Source organism: Streptomyces sp. NPDC054786 (assembly GCF_053611685.1).
On sequence record NZ_JBSHAW010000015.1, the window covers coordinates 1 to 24,835 of the forward strand.

The 24,835-nt window shown below is 70.3% G+C and carries 22 protein-coding genes; 13 read left to right on the plus strand and 9 right to left on the minus strand.

Annotation, left to right across the window (positions count from 1 at the left end; all coding sequences use genetic code 11):
- Nucleotides 1–116 precede the first annotated feature (116 nt).
- From ACWGI6_RS14540 to ACWGI6_RS14550, 3 genes are all read right to left on the minus strand, one after another.
- A complete protein-coding gene (locus ACWGI6_RS14540) occupies nucleotides 117–956 on the minus strand; it encodes a TIM barrel protein (protein ID WP_453267809.1) in 840 nt (279 codons plus the stop codon).
- A 113-nt stretch (nucleotides 957–1,069) separates the two neighbouring features.
- Nucleotides 1,070–2,851, minus strand: coding sequence for a glyoxylate carboligase (gcl, locus tag ACWGI6_RS14545; protein ID WP_453267810.1), 1,782 nt, complete (start codon nucleotides 2,849–2,851; stop codon nucleotides 1,070–1,072).
- A 938-nt stretch (nucleotides 2,852–3,789) separates the two neighbouring features.
- Entirely contained in the window at nucleotides 3,790–5,016 is a 1,227-nt protein-coding gene (locus ACWGI6_RS14550) for an acyl-CoA dehydrogenase family protein (protein WP_453267811.1), read from the minus strand.
- A gap of 164 nt (nucleotides 5,017–5,180) precedes the next feature.
- Between ACWGI6_RS14550 and ACWGI6_RS14555 the strand changes: the two genes are divergently transcribed.
- A complete protein-coding gene (locus ACWGI6_RS14555; RefSeq protein WP_393910369.1) occupies nucleotides 5,181–5,828 on the plus strand; it encodes a TetR family transcriptional regulator in 648 nt (215 codons plus the stop codon).
- Nucleotides 5,829–5,864: 36 nt separating this feature from the next.
- Here ACWGI6_RS14555 and def read toward each other — a convergent pair whose 3' ends face one another.
- Nucleotides 5,865–6,422, minus strand: a complete 558-nt coding sequence (gene def, locus ACWGI6_RS14560) for a peptide deformylase (RefSeq protein ID WP_453267812.1) — start codon at nucleotides 6,420–6,422, stop codon at nucleotides 5,865–5,867.
- A gap of 185 nt (nucleotides 6,423–6,607) precedes the next feature.
- Here def and ACWGI6_RS14565 point away from each other — a divergent pair, with 185 nt between their 5' ends.
- From ACWGI6_RS14565 to ACWGI6_RS14585, 5 genes are all read left to right on the plus strand, one after another.
- Nucleotides 6,608–7,846 (plus strand): MurT ligase domain-containing protein, encoded by a 1,239-nt coding sequence (locus ACWGI6_RS14565; RefSeq protein ID WP_453267813.1) that lies wholly within the window; start codon nucleotides 6,608–6,610, stop codon nucleotides 7,844–7,846.
- Between the two features lie 38 nt (nucleotides 7,847–7,884).
- Nucleotides 7,885–8,613 (plus strand): type 1 glutamine amidotransferase, encoded by a 729-nt coding sequence (locus tag ACWGI6_RS14570; RefSeq protein WP_086716724.1) that lies wholly within the window; start codon nucleotides 7,885–7,887, stop codon nucleotides 8,611–8,613.
- Between the two features lie 190 nt (nucleotides 8,614–8,803).
- On the plus strand, nucleotides 8,804–9,829 hold the full coding sequence (locus tag ACWGI6_RS14575; protein WP_453267814.1) for a 6-phosphofructokinase: 1,026 nt from the start codon (nucleotides 8,804–8,806) through the stop codon (nucleotides 9,827–9,829).
- A gap of 116 nt (nucleotides 9,830–9,945) precedes the next feature.
- Nucleotides 9,946–10,905, plus strand: a complete 960-nt coding sequence (locus ACWGI6_RS14580; RefSeq protein WP_453267815.1) for a cytochrome c oxidase assembly protein — start codon at nucleotides 9,946–9,948, stop codon at nucleotides 10,903–10,905.
- Between the two features lie 105 nt (nucleotides 10,906–11,010).
- On the plus strand, nucleotides 11,011–11,169 hold the full coding sequence (locus tag ACWGI6_RS14585; protein WP_453267816.1) for a hypothetical protein: 159 nt from the start codon (nucleotides 11,011–11,013) through the stop codon (nucleotides 11,167–11,169).
- Nucleotides 11,170–11,193: 24 nt separating this feature from the next.
- Here the strand turns inward: ACWGI6_RS14585 and ACWGI6_RS14590 are convergent, their stop codons facing one another.
- Nucleotides 11,194–11,628: an SSI family serine proteinase inhibitor gene (locus ACWGI6_RS14590; RefSeq protein WP_453267817.1), complete on the minus strand. Its 435-nt coding sequence runs from the start codon at nucleotides 11,626–11,628 to the stop codon at nucleotides 11,194–11,196.
- A gap of 217 nt (nucleotides 11,629–11,845) precedes the next feature.
- A complete protein-coding gene (locus ACWGI6_RS14595; RefSeq protein ID WP_453267818.1) occupies nucleotides 11,846–12,517 on the minus strand; it encodes a hypothetical protein in 672 nt (223 codons plus the stop codon).
- 154 nt (nucleotides 12,518–12,671) lie between these two features.
- Here ACWGI6_RS14595 and ACWGI6_RS14600 point away from each other — a divergent pair, with 154 nt between their 5' ends.
- Nucleotides 12,672–13,421, plus strand: a complete 750-nt coding sequence (locus ACWGI6_RS14600) for a type 1 glutamine amidotransferase domain-containing protein (protein ID WP_453267819.1) — start codon at nucleotides 12,672–12,674, stop codon at nucleotides 13,419–13,421.
- Nucleotides 13,422–13,467: 46 nt separating this feature from the next.
- Here ACWGI6_RS14600 and ACWGI6_RS14605 read toward each other — a convergent pair whose 3' ends face one another.
- Both ACWGI6_RS14605 and ACWGI6_RS14610 read right to left on the minus strand, forming a co-directional pair.
- Nucleotides 13,468–14,412 carry an amidohydrolase family protein gene (locus tag ACWGI6_RS14605; RefSeq protein ID WP_453267820.1) on the minus strand — a complete coding sequence of 315 codons (945 nt, stop codon included), beginning with the start codon at nucleotides 14,410–14,412 and terminating at the stop codon, nucleotides 13,468–13,470.
- A 72-nt stretch (nucleotides 14,413–14,484) separates the two neighbouring features.
- Nucleotides 14,485–15,885, minus strand: a complete 1,401-nt coding sequence (locus tag ACWGI6_RS14610; protein WP_453267821.1) for a sugar porter family MFS transporter — start codon at nucleotides 15,883–15,885, stop codon at nucleotides 14,485–14,487.
- Nucleotides 15,886–16,195: 310 nt separating this feature from the next.
- On the opposite strand from ACWGI6_RS14610, the gene ACWGI6_RS14615 reads away from it, so the two are divergent.
- The 6 genes from ACWGI6_RS14615 to ACWGI6_RS14640 all read left to right on the plus strand — a co-directional run bounded on the left by ACWGI6_RS14615 (nucleotide 16,196) and on the right by ACWGI6_RS14640 (nucleotide 22,457).
- Complete coding sequence (locus ACWGI6_RS14615) at nucleotides 16,196–17,215, plus strand: LacI family DNA-binding transcriptional regulator (RefSeq protein ID WP_453267822.1); 1,020 nt, start codon at nucleotides 16,196–16,198, stop codon at nucleotides 17,213–17,215.
- A gap of 217 nt (nucleotides 17,216–17,432) precedes the next feature.
- Complete coding sequence (locus tag ACWGI6_RS14620; protein ID WP_453267823.1) at nucleotides 17,433–19,061, plus strand: glycoside hydrolase family 32 protein; 1,629 nt, start codon at nucleotides 17,433–17,435, stop codon at nucleotides 19,059–19,061.
- Between the two features lie 83 nt (nucleotides 19,062–19,144).
- Entirely contained in the window at nucleotides 19,145–19,873 is a 729-nt protein-coding gene (locus ACWGI6_RS14625) for a lysophospholipid acyltransferase family protein (protein ID WP_453267824.1), read from the plus strand.
- Nucleotides 19,874–19,961: 88 nt separating this feature from the next.
- On the plus strand, nucleotides 19,962–21,017 hold the full coding sequence (locus ACWGI6_RS14630; RefSeq protein WP_453267825.1) for an NAD-dependent epimerase/dehydratase family protein: 1,056 nt from the start codon (nucleotides 19,962–19,964) through the stop codon (nucleotides 21,015–21,017).
- Between the two features lie 102 nt (nucleotides 21,018–21,119).
- A complete protein-coding gene (locus ACWGI6_RS14635) occupies nucleotides 21,120–21,944 on the plus strand; it encodes a TIGR02452 family protein (RefSeq protein WP_453267953.1) in 825 nt (274 codons plus the stop codon).
- Between the two features lie 27 nt (nucleotides 21,945–21,971).
- Nucleotides 21,972–22,457, plus strand: coding sequence for a YbaK/EbsC family protein (locus tag ACWGI6_RS14640; protein ID WP_453267826.1), 486 nt, complete (start codon nucleotides 21,972–21,974; stop codon nucleotides 22,455–22,457).
- A 78-nt stretch (nucleotides 22,458–22,535) separates the two neighbouring features.
- On the opposite strand, the gene ACWGI6_RS14645 is transcribed toward ACWGI6_RS14640, so the two are convergent.
- Nucleotides 22,536–24,173: an alpha/beta hydrolase gene (locus ACWGI6_RS14645; RefSeq protein ID WP_453267827.1), complete on the minus strand. Its 1,638-nt coding sequence runs from the start codon at nucleotides 24,171–24,173 to the stop codon at nucleotides 22,536–22,538.
- Between the last annotated feature and the right edge of the window lie 662 nt (nucleotides 24,174–24,835).

The following is a 24,835-nucleotide window of genomic DNA, read 5'->3' on the forward strand; positions in this document are numbered from 1 at the left end:
TTCTCGGCCATGGGGGAGCCCATGATGCCGAGCCCGATCCACGCGATCTTGGGGAGGTTGCTCATCAGGGTGCCTCTTTCACAGTCACAACAAAACAGGGGGCGGCAGGGTGGTGGTCAGTGGGCGGGGCGCAGGGGGGCGGGCAGCCAGGCGAAGGCGCCGGCGCTGGGGCCGTCGCCGGGCTTGTACTCCAGGCCCGTCCAGCCGTCGTAGCCGGCCTTGCGGAGGCGCTCGAGCAGACCGGCGAGGTCGAGGCCGCCGGTGCCGGGGGCGCCGCGGCCGGGGCTGTCGGCGATCTGCACGTGGGCGGTCTTGGCGGTGTAGCGGTCGATGACCTCCTCCAGGTCCTCGCCGTTCCTGGACAGGTGGTAGAGATCCATCAGGAAGCGGGCATTGTCCAGGCCGGTCGCCGCGTTGACCGCATCGACGACCTCAACGGCCTTCGGCGCACAGACGATGGGGCAGTGCGGCGACTCCGGGGCGTTGAGCGCCTCGATCAGCAGCGTCCCGTCCACCTCGGCCACCGCCCGCGCGGCGAACGCCAGATTCTCCAGCGCCAGCTCGTCCTGCTCCGCCGGCGACACTCCCTCCACCCGGTTGCCGTAGAGGGCGTTGAAGGCGGTGCAGCCCAGCGACCGCCCGAACTCCACCGCCACCGGCACATTCGCCCGGAACTTCTCCGACTCCGCACCCGGCACCGACAGCGCACCACGGTCGGGCCCCGGCAACTGCCCGGCATAGAAATTCAGCCCCACCAACTGCACACCCGCCGCCGTCAACGCCGCCCGCAGCGCCTCCAGCTCCGCCCGCTCCGGAACCGGAGCATCCACCCACGGCCACCACAGCTCCACCGCCGTGAAACCCACCGCCCGCGCGGCCCCCGGCCGCTCCAGCAACGGAAGCTCGGTGAACAAAATCGACAGATTGACGTTGAAGCGCGTGTCCGAGAAACCCATCAGGGCCGACACTCCTTCCGGATAACGGATGTGGGAACTGATCTACGGGATGGCGGTGAGTCGGGCGAGAGGAGCGCGGACGCCCGGCTCACCACGCGAAACCGGAGTCGCCGTCAGACCTTGAGCGGCTTGATCGCGGTGGGCGCATGGCCCGGCTCGGTCGCGATGTCCTCCCACTCGTTGACACTGGCGATGTCGGTACCGCTCATCGAGATGTTGGTGATCCGCTCGAGGATCGCCTCGACCACGACCGGGACGCGGTGTTCGGCGGCCAGCTTCTTGGCCTCCTCGAAGGCGGCGCCCAGCTCGCTCGGGTCGGTGACGCGGATGGCCTTGCAGCCCAGGCCCTCGGCGACCTTGACGTGGTCCACGCCGTAGACGCCCAGTTCCGGCGCGTTGATGTTCTCGAACTCCAGGTTGACCTGGAAGTTGATGTCGAGGTTGCGCTGTGCCTGACGGATCAGGCCCAGGTACGCGTTGTTCACCAGGACATGCACGTAGGGGATCTTGTGCTGGGCGCCGACGGCCAGCTCTTCGAGCATGAACTGGAAGTCGTAGTCACCGGAGAGGGCGACGACCGGCGTCTCCGGGTCTGCGGTGGCCACACCCAGCGCGGCCGGGATGGTCCAGCCGAGCGGGCCGGCCTGTCCGCAGTTGATCCAGTGGCGCGGCTTGTAGACGTGCAGCATCTGCGCGCCGGCGATCTGGGAGAGACCGATGGTGGTCACATAGCGGGTCTCCGGACCGAAGGCCTTGTTCATCTCCTCGTAGACACGCTGCGGCTTCATCGGGATGTCGTCGAAGTGCGTACGGCGCTGGAGTTGGGCCTTGCGCACCTGGGTGGAGGCGGCCCAGTCACTGCGGTCGGGGAGCTTACCGGCGGCCTTGAGCTCCTTGGCCACCTCGACGAACAGCTCCAGCGCGGCCTTGGCGTCCGAGGCGATCCCGTAGTCCGGAGCGAAGATCTTGCCGATCTGGGTCGGCTCGATGTCGACATGGACGAACTTCCGGCCCTGGGTGTAGACGTCGAGCTTGCCGGTGTGGCGGTTGGCCCAGCGGTTGCCGATGCCCAGGACGAAGTCGGACTCCAGGAAGTTCGCGTTGCCGTAGCGGTGCGAGGTCTGCAGGCCGACCATGCCGGCGTTGAGCTCATGGTCGTCGGCCAGGATTCCCCAGCCCATCAGGGTGGGGACGACCGGGGTGCCGGTCAGCTCGGCGAACTCGACCAGCAGCTCGGAGGCATCGGCGTTGATGATGCCGCCACCGGCGACGATCAGGGGGCGCCGGGACTCGTTGAGGAGCGTGAGGGCCTTCTCGACCTGGGCACGGGTCGCGGTCGGCTTGAACGCCGGCAGCGGCTCATAGGTCTCGGGGTCGAAGTCGATCTCCGTCAGCTGGACGTCGATCGGCAGGTCGATCAGGACCGGGCCGGGCCGCCCGGAGCGCATCAGGTGGAAGGCCTGCTGGAAGACCCCGGGGACCTGCGCGGCCTCCATGACCGTGGTGGCGGCCTTGGTGACCGGCTTGGCGATCGAGGCGATGTCGACGGCCTGGAAGTCCTCCTTCTGGATCACCGCGGTCGGGGCCTGGCCGGTGATGCACAGGATCGGGATCGAGTCACCGATCGCGGAGTAGAGGCCGGTGATCATGTCCGTGCCGGCCGGGCCGGAGGTGCCGATGCAGACGCCGATGTTGCCCGGGTGGGTCCGGGTGTACCCCTCCGCCATGTGCGAGGCGCCCTCGACATGGCGGGCCAGCGTGTGGTCGATCCCGCCCGCGCCCTTGAGCGCTGCGTAGAAGGGGTTGATCGCGGCACCCGGCACTCCGAAGGCGTTGGTCACGCCCTCACGCTTGAGGATCTCCACCGCGGCGCGAGCGGCTGTCATTCGAGGCATCGAGTACTCCTGCGTCGACCTGTCACGGGCAAGCTCCGACGAACGGCCGGAGGGGATCAATTCCGCATCATGGAATTAATGTTTTGCTTTATGGAAGGAACGTAGAACGCAGCGACCCACCCGTCAAGGGGAGGCCGGGCCTCCGATGCCTGGGTGCCCGCAACGAGGAGGGGCGAGGTGGACGCCCGCGTGACGCGCAGGGCACGAAGGGGGCGAGGGGCCGAGCGGGCCGAGCGGGCCGAGCGGGCCGAGCGGGCCGAGCGGGCCGAGCGGCGACGCGTCCAGCTACCGGTGACCGGCGTTGACCCGACCGACACCACGCGAACACAGCTGAGCCCCACCACAACTCCCTTGCGGTGGGGCTCCCTTACAGAGGTCAGCGGTTGTCGCCGGGGGATTCCCCTCCCCCGCCCCGCACACGGTGACCAACCCGCTCTTCGAGCGTCGCCATTCGACGAAGGCGGTGGCGAGCAATGTGCCGCGACTTCGTCGAAGCGGTCACCTGCGCTGACGATCGCACGGCCACGGCAAGCCGAATACTATCCACTGGTTGAAGGTTGTATGAGCTATTTCCGATAAGTCGTGCCCTTGCCGTTGGCCGGGCCCGACGGCCATCGCGCAGAAGCTCCGAACCCGCCGGGGTTTTCACCGTTCGCGGTCTGCACCCGTGCGCCCGCCGGAGGCCGGGGCGGTCACGCCGGCGCCGCCGCGCACGCCCGGCCCACCGGCCCGTCGAGCGTCACGGCCATATCCGTACCGCGAATTCGCCCCCACCCCGTCGCCTGCCCCGACCGTCGAGTTGAGCTCCCCGACATCTCCCACAGCCGAATTCCGGAATCCATTTTCCGGCGCTCGACCAGCACATGCGTGGGCCCCGCCCGGTGACCGGGCGGGGCCCACGCAATTGATAACTCCGCGCGCTTTACTGCACGTACGGATCAGCGGATCGGCATCCCGGAAACCGTGCGGGCAATCACCAGTCGCTGGATTTCGCTGGTGCCCTCGAAGATCGTGTAAATAGCGGCATCACGGTGCATCCGCTCCACCGGGTATTCACGGGTGAAGCCGTTGCCGCCGAGGATCTGTACGGCCTGGGCGGTGACCTTTTTGGCGACCTCGCTGGCGAAGAGCTTGGACATGGAGCCTTCGGCGGAGGTGAACGGCTTGCCCGCCACCGCCATCCACGAGGCGCGCCAGACCAGCAGGCGGGCGGCATCGATCTGGGTGCGCATATCGGCGAGCTGGAAGGCCACACCCTGGTTGTCGATGATCGGGCGGCCGAACTGGGAGCGGGTTTTGGCGTACTCCAGGGCCTCTTCGTAGGCCGCGCGGGCGGTGCCGACCGCCATCGCGCCGACGGCCGGGCGGGAGGCCTCGAAGGTGGCCATGGCGGCGTTCTTCACGCGCTCGCCACCGCTCTTGGCCTTCTCACGGGCACGGGCGAGGCGCTCGTCGAGCTTCTCCTTGCCGCCGAGCAGGCAGTGGCCGGGGACCCGGACGTCCTCCAGGACGACCTCGGCGGTGTGCGAGGCGCGGATGCCGTGCTTCTTGAACTTCTGCCCCTGGGAGAGGCCGGGGGTGTTCGGGGGGACGATGAACGAGGCATGGCCCTTGGAGCCGAGCTCGGGGTCGACGGCCGCGACGACGACATGGACGTTGGCGATCCCGCCGTTGGTGGCCCAGGTCTTGGTGCCGTTGAGCACCCACTCGTCCTTGGCCCCGTCGTAGACCGCGCGGGTACGCATCGCGGCGACATCCGAGCCGGCGTCCAGTTCCGACGAGCAGAAGGCGGCGACCTTGACATCGCCGGCGTCGCCGTACATCTGCGGGACCCAGGTGCCGATCTGCTCCTCGGTGCCGTTCGCGAGCACACCGACGGCGGCGAGCCCGGTGCCCACGATCGACAGGCCGATGCCGGCGTCGCCCCAGAACAGCTCCTCCATGGACATGGGGATGCCGAGGCCGGTGGGGTCGAAGAATTGCTGGGCGTAGAAGTCCAGCGAGTACAGGCCGATCTTGGCGGCCTCCTGGATGACGGGCCAGGGGGTCTCCTCGCGCTCGTCCCATTCGGCGGCGGCGGGGCGCATGACGTCCGCGGCGAAGCCGTGAACCCAGTCACGGACTTCCTTCTGCTCGTCGTTGAGCTCCATGGTGAACTCGGCCATGTTCCCCTCCACTGCTACCAGGCACTATCGTTGTTACTAGCGGTAACCCGCAGTGTGTTACTCACCAGTAGGGGATGTCAACTCCCCTGAGGACGAATTCACCGTGGAGTTCGGGTGTTACGTTGCGCGAGCGCCACAGATTCACAAGGGTGGGGAGCACGACCATGGAAAGTACAAAGCACAGCGGCCGCCAGCAGACGGCGACCGAGCGCAGACGGCGGGAGCTGTTGGAGGCCGCCGAGCGCATTGTGCTGCGCGACGGCCCGGACGCATCGATGAACGCCATCGCCGCCGAGGCCGGCATCACCAAGCCGATCCTCTACCGGCACTTCGGCGACAAGGGCGGGCTGTACCGCGCACTCGCCGTACGGCACACCGATGCCTTGCTGGCCAATCTGGCGACCGCGCTGGACGCGCCCGTACTGCGCCGGGACCGCGTCGAGGCCACCCTCGACGCGTACCTGCTCGCGATCGAGGCCCGGCCTCAGGTGTACCGCTTCCTGATGCATCCGTCGGATGAGGACACCGCGTCGGAGTCCGGCTTCGACGTCGGGCGGCACTCCGCACCGCTGCTGCGCCGGCTCGGCGAGGAGCTGGCCAAGGTGATCACCGACCGGCTCGACCTGGGGCCGGGCGGCGAGCTGTCGGCACGCGTATGGGGACACGGCATCGTCGGCATGATGCACGGCGCGGGTGACTGGTGGCTGCGGGAACGTCCTTGTTCGCGCGAGCAGTTGGTCACGCAGCTGGCCGATCTGCTCTGGGGTCAGCTGGCCGCGGTCGAGGACCGCGCGGACGGTCCGGGCTTCTGAGCACCGGACCGTGAAACGGCAGGAGGCGCTGGTCGCTCAGCGGCCGGACGCCTGCGTCGCCGCCCACGGGGCCCTGGCCGCCGCGCGCAGCGCGCGGCGGCGGCGCAGCCCGGTGAGGCGGTCGACGTACAGCCCGCCGTCGAGGTGGTCGCACTCGTGCTGGAGGCAGCGGGCGAAGAAGCCGGTGCCGGTCACCGTCCTGGGCTCGCCGGTGACGCTGAACCCGGTCACGACGGTGTGGTCGTGGCGCGGAGTGCCGGCCTCGATGCCGGGGAGCGAGAGACAGCCCTCGGGCCCGCGGACGACCGGGCCGTCGGCCTCGACGAGCCGGGGGTTCACCAGATGCCCGAGGTGGCGGCGTTCCTCGTCGTCGGGGCAGTCGTAGACGAACACCCGGAGCGGGACGCCGATCTGATTGGCGGCAAGGCCCACACCGTGCGCGGCGTACATCGTCGCGTACATGTCCTCGACCAGCCGGGCCAGCTCGCCGTCGAAGGCGGTGACCTCCCGGCAGGGCTCGGTCAGGGCCGGATCGCCGAGCAGGCGCAGCGGGCGGACCCGGCCGGAACTGCCGGGGATGGTGCGGGGAGGCATGGGGGTAAGCGTACGGTCCGGCGCGCCCGGGATGTCGCCGGACGGGTGGCGGGGTTCGGGCCCGGGGCCGGATCTCGATAGGCTGATCCCCGACCGAAGCCTCGGCCGGTCATCGGCTGCGGAGGAAGCGTTCCACCGGCAGCCTCAGGGCAGGCGGGCGCCGGATGCAAGGAGGATCAAGGACGATGGCAGGCAACACGGACCCGCTGTCGCCGCGGGCCAAGCTGGCCGTGACGGCGGGCAAGGCCGCGGCGGCGGTATCGCGCGCGGCGGGCCGCGGCAGCGGATCGGTGATCGGTGGCCGGGTGGCGCTCAAGCTCGACCCCGACCTGCTGGCGCGGCTGGCCCGGCACTTGGACGTCATCCTGGTGTCGGCGACCAACGGCAAGACGACGACGACGCGACTGATCGCTGAGGCGCTGCGGGCCAGTGGCCCGGTGGTCTCCAACGCGCTCGGCGCCAACATGCCGGCGGGCATCACCTCCGCGCTGGCCGGTGGCTCGGACGCCCGTTACGGCGTCATCGAGGTGGACGAGAAGTACCTCGCCGGCGTGGCACGCGATGTGACGCCGAAGGCCATAGCGCTGCTGAACCTCTCGCGCGACCAGCTCGACCGCGCCGCGGAGACCCGGATGCTGGCCGAGCACTGGCGCGAGGGCCTGGCCGGTTCCAAGGCCCTGATCATCGCCAACGCGGACGACCCGCTGATCGTCTGGGCGGCCTCGTCGTCCGCGAATGTGGTGTGGGTCGCGGCCGGGCAGGAGTGGAAGGACGACGCCTGGTCCTGCCCCTCGTGCGGTGGTGTGATGCAGCGGCCGGGCGAGGACTGGTTCTGCGCCGAGTGCGGATTCCGCCGTCCCACGCCCAGCTGGGCACTGTCCGGCGATCATGTTCTCGACCCGCACGGCAGCGCCTGGCCGATCAAGCTGCAATTGCCGGGGCGTGCCAACAAGGCGAACGCCACCACGTCCGCCGCGGTCGCCGCCGCCTTCGGGGTGCCGCCGCAGGTGGCCCTGGAGCGGATGTTCTCGGTGCAGGCGGTGGCCGGCCGCTACGACGTGGTCACCTTCATGGAGCGGGAGCTGCGGCTGCTGCTGGCGAAGAACCCGGCCGGCTGGCTGGAGACGTTCTCGCTGATCGACCCGCCGCCCACCCCCGTGATCATGTCGGTGAACGCCCGCGGCGCGGACGGCACGGACACCTCCTGGCTGTGGGACGTCGACTACACCCGGCTCGCCGGGCACCCGATCTTCGTACTCGGCGACCGCAAGCTGGACCTGGCGGTGCGCCTGGAGGTCGCGGGCCTGGACTTCCAGGTGTGCGAGAACCTCGAAGAGGCGGTGCAGCTGGCACCGCCCGGCCGCATCGAGGTCATCGCCAACTACACGGCCTTCCAGGACCTGCGCCGGCGCGTGGGCAACTGAGTGCGGTCCACCGACGTGAGGGACAAGGACGAGCGAGCATGAGTGACAACAGCCTGCGCCTGGTGTGGATCTACCCGGACCTGCTGAGCACGTACGGCGACCAGGGGAACGCCCTGGTGGTGGAGCGGCGGGCGCGCCAGCGCGGTCTGGACGTCCAGCGCCTGGACGTACGGTCCGACCAGCAGATTCCCACCTCCGGCGATATCTATCTGATCGGCGGCGGCGAGGACCGGCCGCAGCGGCTGGCGTCCGAGCGGCTGATCCGCGACGGCGGGCTGAGCCGCGCGGTCTCCAACGGCGCGATCGTCTTCTCGGTGTGCGCCGGCTACCAGATCCTGGGGCACGAGTTCATCAATGACCTCGGGGAGCGGCAGGAGGGCCTGGGGCTGCTCGACGTGGTCAGCACCCGCGGCGAGGCCGAGCGCTGTGTCGGCGACGTACTCGCCGATATCGACCCGCAGTTGGGGCTGCCGCCGCTGACCGGCTTCGAGAACCACCAGGGCGTGACGCACCTGGGCAAGACCGCCCGGCCGTTCGCCAAGGTGCGGTTCGGCAAGGGCAACGGCGTCGGCGACGGCTACGAGGGCGCATGGAACGACACCGTCTTCGGTACGTACATGCACGGGCCGGTGATGGCGCGCAATCCGCATATCGCCGATCTGCTGATCAAGCTGGCGCTGGATGTCAATGCGCTGCCTCCGGTGGAGGACCGCTGGTACGAGGCGTTGCGTCAGGAGCGGATCGCCGCGGCGACTCAGCCTGCTTAATACCACTTCGTCCCGGTTTCGAGCGGTTCGCCGTCGGCGACGTCCGCCCGAATTCCACCGTTTTCGTACGCCCGCAGTCCGCACTGCGGGCGTACGTGTTCCCGGCGGCCCTGCGCTTGTAGGGTGAGCGGGATCCAACCGGACGACGGGGTCCGGGCCCCCGGTTGAGTTGCAGAGGGTTTTTCGAGCAATGCGTATTGGTGTACTCACCTCCGGCGGCGACTGCCCCGGCTTGAACGCCGTCATCCGCTCCGTCGTCCATCGCGCCACCGCCGATCACGGCGATGAGGTGATCGGCTTCCGCGACGGCTGGAAGGGCCTGCTGGAGTGCGACTACCGCAAGCTCGACCTCGACGCCGTCGGCGGCATCCTGGCGCGCGGCGGCACCATCCTCGGGTCCTCGCGGGTGCAGCCCGCGCATCTGCGGGACGGCGTGGAGCGGGCCCGTGGCCATGTCGCCGAGCTGGGCCTGGACGCGATCATCCCGATCGGCGGCGAGGGCACGCTGAAGGCGGCGCGGCTGCTGTCGGACGCCGGGCTGCCGATCGTCGGCGTACCGAAGACCATCGACAACGACATCGCGGTCACGGACGTGACGTTCGGCTTCGACACCGCGGTGGGTGTGGCCACCGAGGCACTGGACCGGCTCAAGACCACCGCCGAGTCCCATCAGCGGGTGATGATCGTCGAGGTGATGGGGCGGCACACCGGCTGGATCGCGCTGCACTCGGGGATGGCGGCCGGTGCGCACGCGATCGTGGTGCCGGAGCGGCCCTTCGACATCGAGGAGCTGACCGCGCGGGTCGCCGAGCGGTTCGAGGCCGGCAAGAAGTTCGCGATCGTGGTCGTCGCCGAGGGCGCCAGGCCGCGCGAGGGCACCATGTCGTTCGACATCGGCAGCAAGGACATGTACGGCCATGAGCGGTTCGCCGGCGTCGCCCGGCAGCTCTCCGTGGAGCTGGAGGACCGCCTCGGCAAGGAGGCCCGGCCAGTGATACTCGGGCACGTCCAGCGCGGCGGCACCCCGACCGCGTACGACCGGGTGCTCGCCACCCGCTTCGGCTGGCACGCCGTCGAGGCCGCGCACCGCGGCGACTTCGGGATGATGACGGCACTGCGCGGCACCGACATCACGCTGGTGTCGCTGGCCGAGGCCGTGGAGACGCTCAAGACGGTGCCGGCGGAGCGCTACGACGAGGCCGAGTGCGTGCTGTGACCTGGGTGGCCTCAGTGCTTTAGCTCGTGCGGTACGAACCGCCCCCGGCCGATCCGCGTGCCGGGGGCGGTTCTAGTCTTGTCGCCGGAGCATTGGTACGAATCAGGAGCGAGCGGATGGATCACAGCGGGCACGGCATGGACGGCATGAACATGGATCTGCCGCCGTTCACGCTGGCGCGGGGCCTGGAGTTCGGTGGTGATCCGTTCTTTCTCGTCGGCTGCCTGCTGGGACTCGGGCTGTACGGCTGGGCGGTGATCCGGCTGCGGCGGCGCGGTGATGCCTGGCCGGTGGGCCGGACCGTGGCCTGGGCCGTGGGCGTACTGACGGTGGCACTGGTGATGTGCACCCGGATCAACGACTACGGCATGGCGATGTTCAGCGTGCACATGGTCCAGCACATGGTCATCAGCATGCTCTCGCCGATCCTGCTGCTGCTCGGGGCGCCGGTGACGCTGGCACTGCGCGCGCTGCCGACCGCCGGGCGCGGCCGCAAGGGACCGCGCGAACTGCTGGTGGCGCTGCTGCACAGCCGCTACATGCGGATCATCACGCATCCGGCGTTCACCATCCCGCTGTTCATCGCGAGTCTCTACGCGCTCTACTTCTCGCCGCTGTTCGACTTCCTGATGGAGTCCCGGGCCGGGCACATCGGGATGATGGTGCACTTCCTCGCGGTCGGCCTGGTGTTCTTCTGGCCGATCATGGGCGTCGACCCGGGCCCGCACCGGCCGGGCTATGTGATGCGGATGCTGGAGCTGTTCGCGGGCATGCCGTTCCACGCCTTCTTCGGTATCGCGCTGATGATGGCCACGGAACCGATGGTGGACACCTTCCTGCACCCGCCGTCCTCGCTCGGGATCGAGGCGCTGTCCGACCAGTCGGCCGCCGGCGGCATCGCCTGGGCCTTCAGTGAGATCCCGTCCGTGGTGGTGCTGATCGCCCTGGTCTTCCAGTGGTACAAGTCCGAGGAGCGTCAGTCGCAGCGCGCGGACCGGGCCGCCGATCGCGACGGCGACAAGGAACTGGCCGACTACAACGCCTATCTCGCCTCGCTCAACGCACGGGGGCAGTGACGGCGGGTCGCCACTCTGGCGGTACGGGCCGCGGCCGGGGACGATGGTCCCATGGCCGCGGCCCGTGGCATTGGTGTCCCGGGCCGCCGTGAGGAGGTTGCGGGTATGCCCGGATCTGCTAGGACGATGGCCGTGTGCACGGTGGGCGGACTGGTGGTGGCGACCGCCTACACCGTGGCGATGGGCGCCAATGGCTGGCTCTGGTTCTCCTGGGTGGTGCTGGCACTGGTGACGATCGGCGTGTTCGCGGCGCGGCCGGTCTGAGCCCGCCGGTGCGGGTGCGCCGCCTCAGAAGCGGAACAAGGGCCCGGTCGCGGAGTCCATCGTGCAGGCATTGGGGTACTCCTTGTGCCAGTTCACCACGACGCCGTGCCAGGTGCCGGTCGCGGTGGCGGTGACCGGGTCGAACTCCCTGGTGCAGGCCTGCGGCTCGCCGGGCAGTGCGTCCAGGTTCCCGCGCGCCCAGGTCAGCGCCTCGCAGGCGGCGGCCGCGTGCGGATGTCTGCCGTGGATGTCCGGGCAGCTGAGCCGCACCCCCCGGCTCCAGGTGTTGCCGGATCCGGACACGGTCAGCAGCAGGCCCTGATCGGCGACCGGCGGCTCGTCGGCGTGCGCCGAGCCGGTGGAGAGCGTGCCGAGCAAGGCCGCGGACAGGGCGGCGAGCGCGGACACGGACACGGTCAGGGTGGCAGGAATGGATCGGCGTCGACGGCTCACGGGCATCGATGTCTCCTGGGAAAGCTCGGTGGGATCGCCTGCGGGAGCCTGACAGCGACGCGTGGCGCCCGGCGGCCCCAGGCCACCTCGCCGGACCCCGGCGGACAAGCGGCCACGCCGTGAGGTCGCCCGTACGGACCTTCGATTGCCGCCCTGGAGACATCGGAGACAAGGGTGGCCGGCAGCGGAGGAGGCGACTCCGCTGCCGGCCACCGGACCGGGATCAGCCCACGCGCTCGATGCGGGCGCGGCGGATCAGGAACTTCCCCTCCTCACGTACCTGCTCGAATGCCGCGTTGTTGAGCAGGGCACAACTGCCCGACGTCGACGTCACGGAGACGGTCGTCGACTTGTTGTTGTCCAGGTTGGTCACCTTCAGTTTGGTCCCGGTGGGGAACTGGTTGCTGGATGCCGCCGGGGCGCCGCCCTCGCCGGAGAGGGTCACCGTCGATCCGGCGCAGACCACATCGCCGCCGGCGGCCGGCGGGGCCGCGGAGGCGGAGGCGTCATCGGAGGCGGAAGGATCCGCCGACCCGGGCGGAGCCTCCGAGGCGGGCGGGGCACTGGAGGCGGGCGGCTCACTGCCCGTCGGCGGAGCGCCCGCGGCGTCGCCCCCGCCTTCCCCACCCGAGCAGCCGGCGGCTTTCTGCTTGACCTGGATCTCCTTGATCACGGCTTGGCGGTTGGCGATCCGCGCCGCTGACTGGGCGTCCGGCTTCGCCTGCTGGTCGGCGATGAACTTCTCGTTGTTGCTCAGGGCGGTGGCCAGTCCGTCGCACGCCACGGATGCCTGGCTGGTGCCCGTGGTGGCGATGGCGATGCCGCCGACCATCGCGGCGGCGCTCACGCAGATGAGGATCTTCTGACGCCGGCCGACTCTCTTCTTCCGGGACATCTCTGACTCCTGTCCTCGGCCCGGACCCTGGGTCCAGGCTCGTTCGTCGGGCAATACGGCGAGTCAACCGGCCTGTGCTCAAGGCGAGTTGAAAGTTGTCCGGGGATGCCAAAGTGGATACCGGACGGAAACACTGGCCTGCGATGATGTCCCGGTGCGCGTGCTGATGCCGGTCCCCGACCGCGATTTCGATGTCACCGAAGTGGCTGTGCCCTGGCGGCTGCTCACCGACGCCGGCCATCAGGTCGTCTTCGCCACCGAACGGGCCGGCACCCGGCCCGCATGCGATCCGCGGCTGCTGACCGGTGTCCTGTTCGGACAGCTCGGCGCCGCGGAAGAACCCCGGCGTTTCTACGAAGCACTCGCCCGGAGCGAGGAGTTCAGCGCGACCGTCGGCTGGGCGGAGCTGGCCCCGGAGGAGTACGACGGGCTGATTCTCCCGGGCGGGCATGCCCCGGGGATGCGGCAGTACCTGGGCTCGGAGGTGCTGCAGCAGCAGATCAGCAGGTTCTGGGCGCTGGACCGGCCGGTCGGGGCGATCTGCCACGGCGTGCTGGTGGCGGCGCGGGCACGGGAGGCGTCCACCGGCCGCAGCCTGCTGGCGGACCGGCGGACGACCTGTCTGCCCAAGTACATGGAGCGCTCGGCCTATCTGGCCACCGCATGGCGGCTCGGCCGCTACTACCGTACGTATCCGGCGTATGTGGAGGACGAGGTCAGGGCCGCGTTGGGCGGCCCGGACGCCCGCTTCGAGCGGGGGCCGAGGGTCCTGGCCGCGCGGGGCACCGCGACCGACGACTCCGCCGCGTTCGTCGTGCAGGACGGCCGCTATCTCTCGGCGCGCTGGCCGGGCGATGCCTATCTCTTCGGACGCCGGTTCCGTGCCCTCCTGGAAGCCGCGTAGCGCTGACGGGACAGTGGCGCCCCGGCCATGATCCCTCGGGCCGGCCCTACGTATCGCCCCGCCGGATCAGCCGGCCCCCCGCTGTCAGCACCTCCTCGGCCCGCTCCGGCGGAAGGGCTTCCTGGAGGAACGAGACGGCCCGGCACAGCTGTTGACCGCTCTGGTAGGGGAAGTCGGTGCCGAGCAGCAGCCGGTCGGCGCCGTAGGACTCGGCGGCGGCACGCACGGCGGGTACATGGCCGTGGGCGACCGAGTCGTACCACATGCGGCGGGCCGCCTCGGTGGGCTTCTCGACGACGTCCGGGGCCTCCCAGGGGAGGTGGTCGTCGGCGCGGGGCAGCAGCATCGGCAGGGCGCCGCCGAGATGGGAGTGGATGATCCGCAGGCGGGGAAAGCGGCGGGGGATCCCTTCCAGGATGAGGTGCATCGCGCAGATGGTGTCCTCCGTCGGCGCGCCGACCATCCAGCGCATCCGGTGGGCGGCGATCAGGGGTGATCCGGCGTCATGGCCGGAGGGGTGCAGGGACAGCACGCCGCCACGCCGGTCGAGTTCCTCGAAGAGCGCGGTGAAGGCGGGGTCGCCGAGGCTGCGGCCGAGGACGTCGGTGGTGACGCCGACGCCCACCATGCCGAGTGCGCCGAGCGCGCGGGCCAGTTCCTCCAGGGACGGGTCCAGGTGGGGTAGCGGGAGCGCGGCGAACGCGGAGAAACGGGCGGGCCAGTCGCGGACCAGGCCGGCGAGGTGGTCATTGGCGTGCCGGGCGGCCGTGACCGCCTGGCCGGCGTCCGCGAAGTACGGGCCCTGGGGCGACACGGACAAGATCTGGTGGTCGATTCCGGCCGCGTCGTTCATCGCGAACCGGGCGTCCAGCTCCTGAGTGCTGTCCCCGGCCCCCAGGCCGCGGTGCGCGGCGGCGTCCCGGCGTCCGTAGGACTCCAGGAGCTGGAGGTAGGCCTCGCTCCACACGTGGGCGTGCACATCGGTCCGCATCCTTTTCAGCTTCCCGCCGGGCCCCTGGCGTGTCTACCGGGGCCGTACGGCGGGAAGGTCAGCGTTCCGCCGTCATCCGCCGTCCTGGGTCCGTCCACGCAGTGAGGCGGTGATGTCCTCCAGGCTCCGGCCCTTGGTCTCCGGCAGCCGGCGGTGGAGGTAGAGCACACCGAGGAGGCCGAAGGCCGCGTAGAGCCAGAACAGACCGGTCGGGGTCAGGGCGTTGATGGTGGTGAGGACGGTGAGGGAGATGACGAAGTCCAGCCCCCAGTGCGTCATATTGCCGAACGAGGCGGCCTTGCCGCGGATCGCGGTGGGGAAGATTTCGCTGTTGATGAGCCAGATCGCCAGACCCAGGCTGGGCGCGAACGCACCGATGTACAGGCAGAGGGCGGCCACCAGGAGCCCGCTGGAGGCGGGTTGCCCGCCGTTGCCGAGGTAGAGCGCGCCGAGCAGGACCAGCGCCAGCACGACGACACCGGTGCCACCGAGCAGCAGGGGGCGACGGCCCACGCGGTCGACGAGGAGGAGGGCGACGGCGGTGAGGACCATGTTGACCAGGCCGATGCCCAGCGAGGACAGGATCGCCGCGGAGCTGGCGAAACCGGCCTGCTTGAGCATGGTGGGTGCGTAATAGATGACCGCGTTGACCCCGACGAGCTGGTTGGTGGCCGCGACGACCACGCCGAGCAGCACCGCGGGCCGCATCGCCGGGCGCAGCAGATCGCGGTAGCCGAAGGTCGCCTCCCGGGCGGCAAGGGACTGGATCTCGCGGATCTCGCCGTCCGCCTCCTCGGCGGTGCGGGTCCGGCGCAGCACCTGGCGCGCCTCCTCCGCCCGGCCGTGGGTGAGCAGCCAGCGCGGGCTCTCGGACAGCCGCAGCACTCCGGCGAACATGGCGAGCGAGGGTACGCAGCCCAGGCCGAGCATCCATCGCCATCCGTGCTGGTCGTCGAAGCCGTAACCGACCAGGTAGGAGACGAAGATACCGACGGTGATCATCAGCTGGTTGAGCGAGACCAGGCGCCCGCGGCTCTCCTTCGGGGCGATCTCGGCGATATACGCGGGCACGGTGAGGGACGCCGTACCGATGGCCAGGCCCAGGACGAAGCGGGCGGCGATCAGCACGGTGTCGTCGGGGGCGGCGGCCGAGCCGAGCGCGCCCACGGTGAAGACCGCGGCGGCGGCGAGCAGGGTGCGGCGGCGGCCCACGGCGTCGGTGACCGCGCCGCTGACGAGGACCCCGACGATGGCGCCGAGCAGCAGCGCCGCCACGGTCACCTGCTGCATACCGGAGCTCAGACCGAACTCGGGGGCGAGGTAGAGCAGGGCCGAGGAGATGATCCCGGTGTCGTAGCCGAACAGGAAGCCGCCGAGTGCGGCGACGGCGGAGGCGCCGAGGACGGCGGTGCGGGCGTTGCCGCGGGGCGGTGCGTCGGGATCGGGCGACGAGACGGTGTCGGTGCGGGACAACGAGGGCTCCTTCGAAGGGGCTGACGTGGTCGGGCGGGTGCGGTCGTGGCGGTGCCCCGCCGCCCCGTTCGTGCGTCGGCCGGAACGGGGCGGCGGTGCCGGCGCCGCGTCGGGCCGCGGCGGGAGGCGGCGGTCACGGACGCGGTCGGCACACGACGTCGGGTGCCGGGCATCCGGTCGGGAAACGACCGCACACGGTTGGGCATCGTGGTCCCTCGGGAGATTTCGCGCAAGCGTTTGCGCAAGCGCTTGTCCTAACGGATCAGTAACGTACGATCCCGGGTACGGGTAGGCCGAAGAGGAGGCGCGCATGGCGACCATGGCCGACGTGGCACGTCAGGCCGGGGTGTCGGTCTCGACCGTGTCCCATGTCATCAACGGAACGCGGTTCGTGAAGGACGAGACCCGCGAGCAGGTGCTGGAGGCCATGCGCAGCTCGGGCTACATCCCGAACACCATCGCCCGCTCGCTGGTGACGGCGAGCACCCGGACCATCGGTCTCGCGGTCTCGGCGGTCACCAATTTCCACTTCGCCGACATGGTCTCGGCCATCGACGCCACCGCGCGCGCCGCCGGCTACACCCTGCTGATAGCCGATACCCACGACGATCCCGCGGAGGAGCTGCGGGTGGTGCAGAACCTGCACCAGCGCCGCGTCGACGGGCTGCTGCTGGCGACCGCGGCCGGCGCCCGGGGTGCGGCGCTGCGCTATCTCAAGGACACCGGACTGCCGACCGTCCTCATCGACCGCTGCGCCTCGACCTCGTTCGACCAGATCGGCACCGCCAACGTCGAGTCCACCGCCCGTCTGGTGGACCACCTCGCCGACCTGGGGCACACCCGTATCGGCATGATCGCCGGCCGCCGTGGCGTACGCACCAGCTCCGAGCGGGTCCGCGGCTGGCAGCGCGGCATGGCCCGCCAAGGTCTCGACGTGGCACAGGAGTTGGTCGTCTCCGGGCACTCGCACGCGTACACCGCCCAGCAGGCCACCGAGCGGCTGCTGTCCGGCGAGCGCCCGCCGAGCGCGCTGGTGGTCGGCAACAACCACATGACGCTCGGTGTGCTGCGCGCCCTGTCCCGGAAGAGCGTCAAGGTGCCGCAGGACCTCGCCCTGTGCGTCTTCGACGACTTCGAGTGGGCCGATCTGCTGCAGCCCCAGCTCACCGCGATCGCCCAGCCGGTCGAGGAGATCGGCGCCCGGTCCGTGCGGATGCTCATCGACCGGCTCGCCGACCCGGACGGGGCGAAGCGGACCGTCCTGCTCGAACCCACGCTGGTGCACCGGACGTCCTGCGGCTGTCCGCCGGGAGGGCCACGCGCCGACTGAGCTACGTCTGGACATCGGCGAGCCTGCACTCCTACAGTCACCCCCGGACGTTTCCGGGAAACGGGAACGTCCGCCATCCGGCCGTGATCGTCGGCAGCGGCCGCTGTCTCACCGCCTGTCCCAGCCATCCGGTTCGTCGGGAGCCGTTGACGCGGGCGGGCCTCAACCGGCAGGCACCCGGCCCGAGTTGGCCGTGCCGCCCTACTGGAGGCATCCCATGCCCGACACCCCGTACTTCAGCCGACGCGGCATCCTGACGACCGGCCTGGGCCTGGCCGGTGCCGGGGCCCTGGGAACGTGGTCCACCGCTCCGGCAGCCGCGCTCCCGGCCGCTCCGTACTCCGCGGGGCAGTGCGAGCCCTACCGCCCTCGGGTCCACTTCACGCCGGCCCGCAACTGGATGAACGACCCCAACGGCCTGATCCACCACCGCGGCAGGTACCACCTGTTCTTCCAGTACAACCCGTCCGGCAACACCTGGGGCAACATGTCCTGGGGCCACGCCGTCAGCAGCGATCTCGTCCACTGGGAGGAGCTCCCGGTCGCCCTCCCCCAGGACGAGCAGGAGATGGTGTTCTCCGGCAGCGTGGTGTGCGACCGCCACAACACCAGCGGGCTGGGGACGACGGCGGCGCCGCCGCTCGTCGCCGTCTACACGAGCATGGTCAAGGACACCGGCGGCCAGCGGCAGTCGCTCGCCTTCAGCACCGACGACGGCACGACCTGGACGAAGTACTCCGGCAACCCCGTCCTCGACATCGGCTCGGACAACTTCCGCGACCCCAAGGTCTTCTGGCACGCCCCCACCGGACAATGGGTGATGGCCGTGGCGCTGGCCGCCGAGCACCGGATCCGCTTCTACGGCTCCCCGGACCTGCGGCGCTGGACGCACCTGAGCGATTTCGGCCCGAGCGGGGCGACCGGCGGGGTGTGGGAGTGTCCCGATCTGTTCCCGCTGGCGGTCGACGGCGATCCGCTGCACACCAGGTGGGTCCTGGTCGTCAACCTCAACCCCGGTGGCCCGGCGGGCGGTTCGGGCGCGCAGTACTTCATCGGTGACTTCGACGGTCACCGCTTCACCGCCGATCCCCGGCAGCCGGCGCGCTGGCTGGACCACGGCGCCGACGCCTATGCGGCCGCCACCTACAACGACGCCCCCGACGGCCGCCGGATCATGATTGCCTGGATGAACAACTGGCTGTACGGGGAGAAGATCCCCACCAGCCCGTGGCGCAGCGCCATGACCTTCCCGCGCGAACTGGGCCTGCGCGCTACCGCGGACGGCGGTACGGTTCTCGTACAGCGTCCGGTCGGCGAAGTACGCGGTCTGCGCGGCCGTCCACTCGCACAGATCGCGAACCGGCCGGTCGAGCCGGGCGCGACGCGGCTGCTGCGGGACACCGGACAGTCGTACGAGATCGAGGCCGAGCTGAGGCCGGACGGGGCCCGGCGCTTCGGTCTGGACGTGCGCGCCGGGGCCGGCCACCGTACCCGGATCGGTTATGACACCCGCAGCGGGGAGCTGTTCCTCGACCGGACCGCCGCGGGCGAGGGGGACTTCGCAGCGGAGTTCCCCGCCGTGCACCGCGCGCCCGTCGGCCTCACCGGCGGCGGACTGCGGCTGCGGCTGCTCGTGGATGCCTCGTCGGTGGAGGTGTTCGCCGACGGCGGGGCGAGGTGCCTGACCGACCAGATATTCCCCGGCCCGGCCGACACCGGGCTGGAGGTGTTCGCCGAGGGCGGCGGCGCTCATCTGACCCGTCTCACCGTGTGGCCGCTGGGCACCGGAAAAGAGTCAGCCTCGATCCGGCCGAAGGTGGTTACCCGCGACGGCACTTGCCCATAGACTCACTGGCCGTCTCCGGGAGCCCCTTGTGACCTGGAACGATGGAGCCGCCCAGGCGAGCCGACGGAATGGGGAGCTGTCCTGTGCTCTACCAGGTGCTGAAGTACCTGCTTCTCGGGCCGTTGTTGCGGCTGGTGTTCCGGCCGCGGATCGAGGGGCTCGATCATGTGCCGGAAGAGGGCGCGGCGATCATCGCGGGCAATCATCTGTCGTTCTCCGATCACTTTGTGATGCCGGCGATCGTGCCGCGCCGGGTGACGTTCCTGGCCAAGGCCGAATACTTCACCGGGCCCGGTCTGAAGGGTCGGCTGACCGCGGCCTTCTTCCGGGGGGTCGGGCAGATTCCGGTGGACCGGTCCGGAGGCCATGCCTCGCAGGCGGCGATCTCCTCGGGGCTCTCCGTCCTGCGCAAGGGCCGGCTGCTGGGCATCTATCCGGAGGGCACCCGCTCGCACGACGGCCGGCTCTACAAGGGGCGTACCGGCGTCGCCTCGATGGCCATCAAAGCGGGGGTGCCGGTGGTGCCGTGCGCGATGATCGGCACGTTCGAGGCACAGCCGACGGGCCGGCGGCTGCCGCGCATCATGCGGATCACCATCCGCTTCGGCACGCCGCTGGACTTCTCGCGGTATGCGGGGCTGGAGGACGAACGCGCCGCCCTGCGCGCCGTCACCGACGAGATCATGTACGCCATCCTCACCCTGTCCGGCCAGGAGTACGTCGACACCTATGCCGGCGAGGCCAAGGCCGCGGCGCAGGCACAGGCGCGGGCGCACGGACGGCGTGGGCACGGGAAGGGGCCCGCGGGCTGACGGTCGGCCGGATCTCTCTCCCGGCGCTCTCCTTGCGCCGTGGGCGAACCGTCTGCCGCGGCCCGCTGACGGTCCGTAGGGTCCGGTCATGACCTCAGGCAGCGCAGTGGTGATCGGGGCGAGCGGACAGATCGGGCGAGCGGCGGTGCGGGCCCTGGCGCGGGACGGCTGGGAGGTGCGGGCCGCGTCCCGGCGCGGCGGGCGCGATGACTCCTGGCCCGAGCAGGTCCGCCCGGTGGCGGTGGACCGGGAGGACGACGCTGCGTTGGCCGGGCTGATCGGCGAGGGCTGTGACGTGCTGCTGGACTGTGTGGCGTACGGGGCCGCGCACGCACAGCAGTTGACCGCGCTGGCGGACCGGATCGGTTCGGCGGTGGTGATCTCCAGCGGCGCGGTGTACGAGGACGACCGCGGGCGCAGTTTCGCCACCCAGGGCGAACCGGACGGCTTCCCGGCCTATCCGTTGCCCCTCCCGGAGTCCCAGCCGACCGTCCCGCCCGGCGACGAGAACTACAGCACCCGGAAGATCGCCCTGGAGCGGGCGCTGCTGGCGCAGGGCGACCGGCTGCCGGTGACCCTGCTGCGGGCCGGCGCCATTCACGGGCCGTACAGTCCGCTGCCCCGTGAGCTGTACTTCGTCAAGCGGGTGCTGGACGGGCGCCGGGTGCGGGTGCTTGCGTACGGCGGAAGCAGCCGATTCCATCCGGTGCATGTGGCCAACCTCGCCGAGCTGATCCGGCTGGCGGCCCTCCGACCGGGCTCGCGGGTGCTGAACGCGGGGGATCCGCAGGCGCCGACGGTCGCCGGCATCTCGGCGGCGGTGGACGCCGCGATGGGCGCGCCGGAGAGCGAGATCGTGAGGATGGACGGCGCCGCGCCGTCGTCCGGTGTCGGCGAGACGCCGTGGTCGACCGCGCACCCCATCGTCTACGACATGGCGGCGGCGGAGCGCGAGTTGGGCTATCACGCGGTGACGACGTACGAGGAGTCGCTGCCGGAGACGGTGCAATGGCTGACCGACCGGGTCAAGGGGCGGGACTGGTGGGAGGTGTTCCCGACGATGGCCGGCATCTACCCGGACGAGAAGCTGTTCGGGTATGCGGCCGAGGACCAGTGGCTGGCGGGGCGGGGTCGGCAGGGCTGAGGACGGCGGCGGGCAGGCGGCGGGTATCGAAATGCGATCGCGGGGCGCGCCGTCGGCCCGTAACTTGATCGCTATGAAGGATCGGATACGGGGGTGCCGACGATGAGCGCCCGGCTGCGTGGCATGGCACAGGAAACCGAACGGATCGTCGTGGCGGGCGCATACCGCGCACCGAGCGGACGGCTGGTGGAGATCGCGGCGGCGGTCGGACGGGCCCGGTCCGGGACCCGGCTGTACGGACCGGAGCCGGTTCCCGTGGAGGCACCGTCGCCGGGGGTGCGCACGGCGTTCGAAGTGACGGGGGAAGGCAGCCTCACGGCGGGGCGGCGACTGGCCGAGGCGGGCGGGGGGCCGCTCGCCGTGCTGAATTTCGCCTCCGCGCGCAACCCCGGCGGCGGGTATCTCAACGGTGCGCAGGCCCAGGAGGAGGCGCTGTGCCGGGGGTCGGCGCTCTACACCTGTGTGCGCGAGGCCCCGGACTTCTATGCCACACACCGGGCCGAGCCGAGCCCGTTCTACAGCGACCGGGTCATCCTCTCCCCCGGTGTGCCGGTGTTCCGCGACGACCGTGGCACTTTGCTCGACATGCCGTACGAGGCGGGCTTTCTGACGGCCGCCGCGCCGAATGCGGGGGTGATCGCGCGGCAGCGGCCGGCCGAGACGGGCCGGGTGGCGGCGGCACTGGTGGTGCGTGCGGAACGGGTGCTGGAGGTCGCGGCGGCCGGCGGGCACCGTCAGCTGGTGCTCGGCGCATGGGGCTGCGGGGTGTTCCGTAATGAACCGGCCCAGGTGGCAGGGGCGTTCGCGTCCGCGCTGCGGGACGGCGGCCGTTTCACCGGCTGGTTCGACCGTATTGTGTTCGCCGTGCTGGACCGTCGGGCGGACTCCCCCACCAGGGCCGCTTTCTCCGAGGCGTTTCCGGCCTGAGCAGCAAGAGCGGGAGTGCGGATCACGATGACCGAACACGAGACATACACCAAGCTGATCGGCCTGCTGGACGAGCGCGGGGCGCGCTACCGGATCCATGAGCATGCCGAGGAGGGGGCGACGGAGGCGGTCAGCGCGCTGCGCGGGAACGCCGTCGAGCAGGCCGCCAAGTGCATCGTGGTGATGGTCAAGCTGGGCAAGAAGACCAAGCGCTATGTGCTGGCGGTCGTGCCGGGTGACCGGCGGGTGGATCTGGGGGCGGTGAAGGCCCTGCTGGGCGGCTCGTACGCCGGGTTCGCCACGCCAGAGGTCGCGGAACGGCTGGCGGGCAGTGTCAGCGGGACGATCCTGCCGTTCTCCTTCGACGAGGAGCTGGCCTTGGTCGTCGATCCGGCGCTGCTGGAGCAGCCGGAGATCTTCTTCAATGCGGCCCGGCTGGATCGCTCGCTGGCGCTGGTCACGGCGGATTATGTGGCGATCGCGGAGCCGCGGGTCGAGGCGATCGCGGGCTGACGACGACAGGGGCGGCCGGGAGGATTCCCGGCCGCCCCTGCGTGCCGTCATGTCATGCCGGCGCTTTTCCTGCCGTCACTAGGGGGCGCCCGGAAGGTCGGAGGCACCCTTGGCGGCGGCCTTCGCCGTCGACTTGCTCGGCTGGGGCGTGGCGTGCGGAGCGCAGGTCACGTCCTTGGCGTCGGTCTTCCCTTCCAGGAAGTACGCGTCGACCCGGTCGTTGATGCAGGGGTTGACCAGACCGGTGACGCCGTGCGATCCGGCGTCCCGCTCGGTGATCAGACGCGAGCCCTTGAAGCGGTGGTGCAGCTCGACCGCGCCGCCGTACGGCGTGGCCGCGTCCCGGGTGCTCTGCACGATCAGGACGTTCGGCAGACCCTTGCCGGTCTTGACGTCGACCGGTCGCTGCTGCTTGACCGGCCAGGTGGCGCAGGGCAGGTTCATCCAGGCGTTGGACCAGGTCATGAACGGTGCCTGCTGGTGGATGCGGGTGTTGTCGCGGTCCCACTTCTTCCAGCTGGTGGGCCACTTGGCGTCGGTGCACTCGACGGCCGTGTAGACGGCGTTGCCGTTCTCCGCGGAGATGTTGCCGGCCAGGTCCAGGAGGTTCGGACCGGCGTTCTCCACCAGCGGTTTGGTGTTACCGGAGAGGTACGCACTCCAGACCTCGGCGACCGGGGCCCACATGGAGTCGTAGTACGGCGCGTTCTGGAAGAAGCCGGTGAGCTCAGCGGGGCCGACGACGCCGCTGATGGGGTTCTTCTTGGCGGTCGCCCGCAGCTTCTCCCACGCCGCCTGCACCTTCTCGGGGGTGGCGCCGATGTGGTACGTGGCGTCGTTCTTGGCGACCCACTTCTTCCAGTCGCCCCAACGGGTCTCGAAGGCGATGTCCTGGTCGAGGTTGGCCTGGTACCAGATCTTCTCCCGGGCCGGGTCGACGACGCTGTCGACGAGCATCCGGCGGACGTGGTTCGGGAAGAGCGTCCCGTAGACGGCGCCCAGGTAGGTGCCGTAGGAAACGCCCAGGTAGTTGAGCTTCTTCTCACCGAGCGCGGCACGGATCACGTCGAGGTCGCGCACGGTGTTCTTGGTCGTCATGTACGGCAGGAGGCCGCCGCTGCGCTCGGCGCAGCCGTCGGCGTACTCCTTGGCGAGCTTGCGCTGGGCGAGCTTGTCGGCCTCGCTGCCCGGCACCGGGTCGGCCTTGGGCGCCTTGACGAACTCCTGCGGGTTCATGCAGGAGATCGGCGCGGAGTGGCCCACGCCCCGGGGGTCAAAACCGACGAAGTCGTACGCCTTCGCGGTCTTGGCCCACAGGGGGCTCTTGGTGGTGATGCGGGCCGGGAACTTCATGCCCGAACCGCCGGGGCCGCCGGGGTTGTAGACGAGGGCGCCCTGGCGCTCCTTCTTGCTGCCGGTGCTGACGGCCCGGTCCACGGCGATCTTGATCGTACGGCCGTTGGGCCGGGCGTAGTTGACCGGGACGGTGACATAGCCGCACTGGATGGGCGACTTGAAGCCCCAGTCGGCGGGACAGTCCTGCCAGTCGATGCCCTTCTTGGCCGCACGCGCGGCGGCGGTCGCCACACCGCGTGCTTCGGCTGATCCGCCCTGATGCTTTTCGCCCGCACTGGCGGGCGTGGCGGATATCGCTCCGGCGAGGAGCGCACCGGTCACCAGAGTGCCTGCGGCGCCGAGCGCTGCTGTTTTTCTCACGTGGTTGATTCCCCCTGCATGGTGTGTGCCACTCGTGGCGGCGTTGATCACGGGCTTACGGAGGGATCCTGACGGGTGGCGTCGCCGCTTGAACAGGTTTGACCCACACTTCTTTACCAACCTGTAGGTTTCCGGCCGCGCCGGCTTCGGCCCGTCGAAGTGCGGAAGTCCGCTCAGCCGTGGAGTGCGGGGGGCTTCGCCGTGGAGTTCGGCGGTTGCCTCGCGGGCAGATCGGCGGCGCGTACGCAGGCCCCGTCGCACCGCCGCTGCACCGCTGCACCGCTGCACCGCTGCACCGCCGTCGAACGGCCGGAGAGCGCAGCGGAACCTCACCATTCCGGCCAATGCCATCGGCCAGTGGTACGCGATCCCACGTCGCACCCACCACACCCATGGGACCCTCAACTTGGGCCCCATGGAGCACAGTTGGCCGGCCAACCGAACTGCTCTTGCCAGGTCGGGCCGTTCAGCGGGGAGTTGTCCACCCCGGGTGACCTGCTGGAGTGCGGCGCGGCGCAATGGCTCCCGGAGGGGCGCGCAGGGGCGAGAATACGTCAATTGCCGTAGACCTGCCCATCGGGCATGTGCCAGCCGCACACCTTCAGTAACCTTCCGTGAAGGCTCTCCCACTCACCGCCACACGGGAGGGCTTCGGCGTTTTC

Excerpts from the sequence above, each read along its gene's own strand:
- ACWGI6_RS14585 (WP_453267816.1), top strand. The coding sequence starts at position 11,011 with ATGCCCGGATCTGCTAGGACGATGGCCGTGTGCACGGTGGGCGGACTG.
- ACWGI6_RS14620 (WP_453267823.1), top strand. The coding sequence starts at position 17,433 with ATGCCCGACACCCCGTACTTCAGCCGACGCGGCATCCTGACGACCGGC.
- def (WP_453267812.1), bottom strand. The coding sequence starts at position 6,422 with ATGCCTCCCCGCACCATCCCCGGCAGTTCCGGCCGGGTCCGCCCGCTG.
- ACWGI6_RS14540 (WP_453267809.1), bottom strand. The coding sequence starts at position 956 with ATGGGTTTCTCGGACACGCGCTTCAACGTCAATCTGTCGATTTTGTTC.
- ACWGI6_RS14635 (WP_453267953.1), top strand. The coding sequence starts at position 21,120 with ATGAGCGCCCGGCTGCGTGGCATGGCACAGGAAACCGAACGGATCGTC.
- ACWGI6_RS14590 (WP_453267817.1), bottom strand. The coding sequence starts at position 11,628 with ATGCCCGTGAGCCGTCGACGCCGATCCATTCCTGCCACCCTGACCGTG.
- ACWGI6_RS14640 (WP_453267826.1), top strand. The coding sequence starts at position 21,972 with ATGACCGAACACGAGACATACACCAAGCTGATCGGCCTGCTGGACGAG.
- gcl (WP_453267810.1), bottom strand. The coding sequence starts at position 2,851 with ATGCCTCGAATGACAGCCGCTCGCGCCGCGGTGGAGATCCTCAAGCGT.
- ACWGI6_RS14550 (WP_453267811.1), bottom strand. The coding sequence starts at position 5,016 with ATGGCCGAGTTCACCATGGAGCTCAACGACGAGCAGAAGGAAGTCCGT.
- ACWGI6_RS14570 (WP_086716724.1), top strand. The coding sequence starts at position 7,885 with ATGAGTGACAACAGCCTGCGCCTGGTGTGGATCTACCCGGACCTGCTG.
- ACWGI6_RS14580 (WP_453267815.1), top strand. The coding sequence starts at position 9,946 with ATGGATCACAGCGGGCACGGCATGGACGGCATGAACATGGATCTGCCG.
- ACWGI6_RS14630 (WP_453267825.1), top strand. The coding sequence starts at position 19,962 with ATGACCTCAGGCAGCGCAGTGGTGATCGGGGCGAGCGGACAGATCGGG.
- ACWGI6_RS14595 (WP_453267818.1), bottom strand. The coding sequence starts at position 12,517 with ATGTCCCGGAAGAAGAGAGTCGGCCGGCGTCAGAAGATCCTCATCTGC.
- ACWGI6_RS14555 (WP_393910369.1), top strand. The coding sequence starts at position 5,181 with ATGGAAAGTACAAAGCACAGCGGCCGCCAGCAGACGGCGACCGAGCGC.
- ACWGI6_RS14615 (WP_453267822.1), top strand. The coding sequence starts at position 16,196 with ATGGCGACCATGGCCGACGTGGCACGTCAGGCCGGGGTGTCGGTCTCG.
- ACWGI6_RS14575 (WP_453267814.1), top strand. The coding sequence starts at position 8,804 with ATGCGTATTGGTGTACTCACCTCCGGCGGCGACTGCCCCGGCTTGAAC.
- ACWGI6_RS14605 (WP_453267820.1), bottom strand. The coding sequence starts at position 14,412 with ATGCGGACCGATGTGCACGCCCACGTGTGGAGCGAGGCCTACCTCCAG.
- ACWGI6_RS14565 (WP_453267813.1), top strand. The coding sequence starts at position 6,608 with ATGGCAGGCAACACGGACCCGCTGTCGCCGCGGGCCAAGCTGGCCGTG.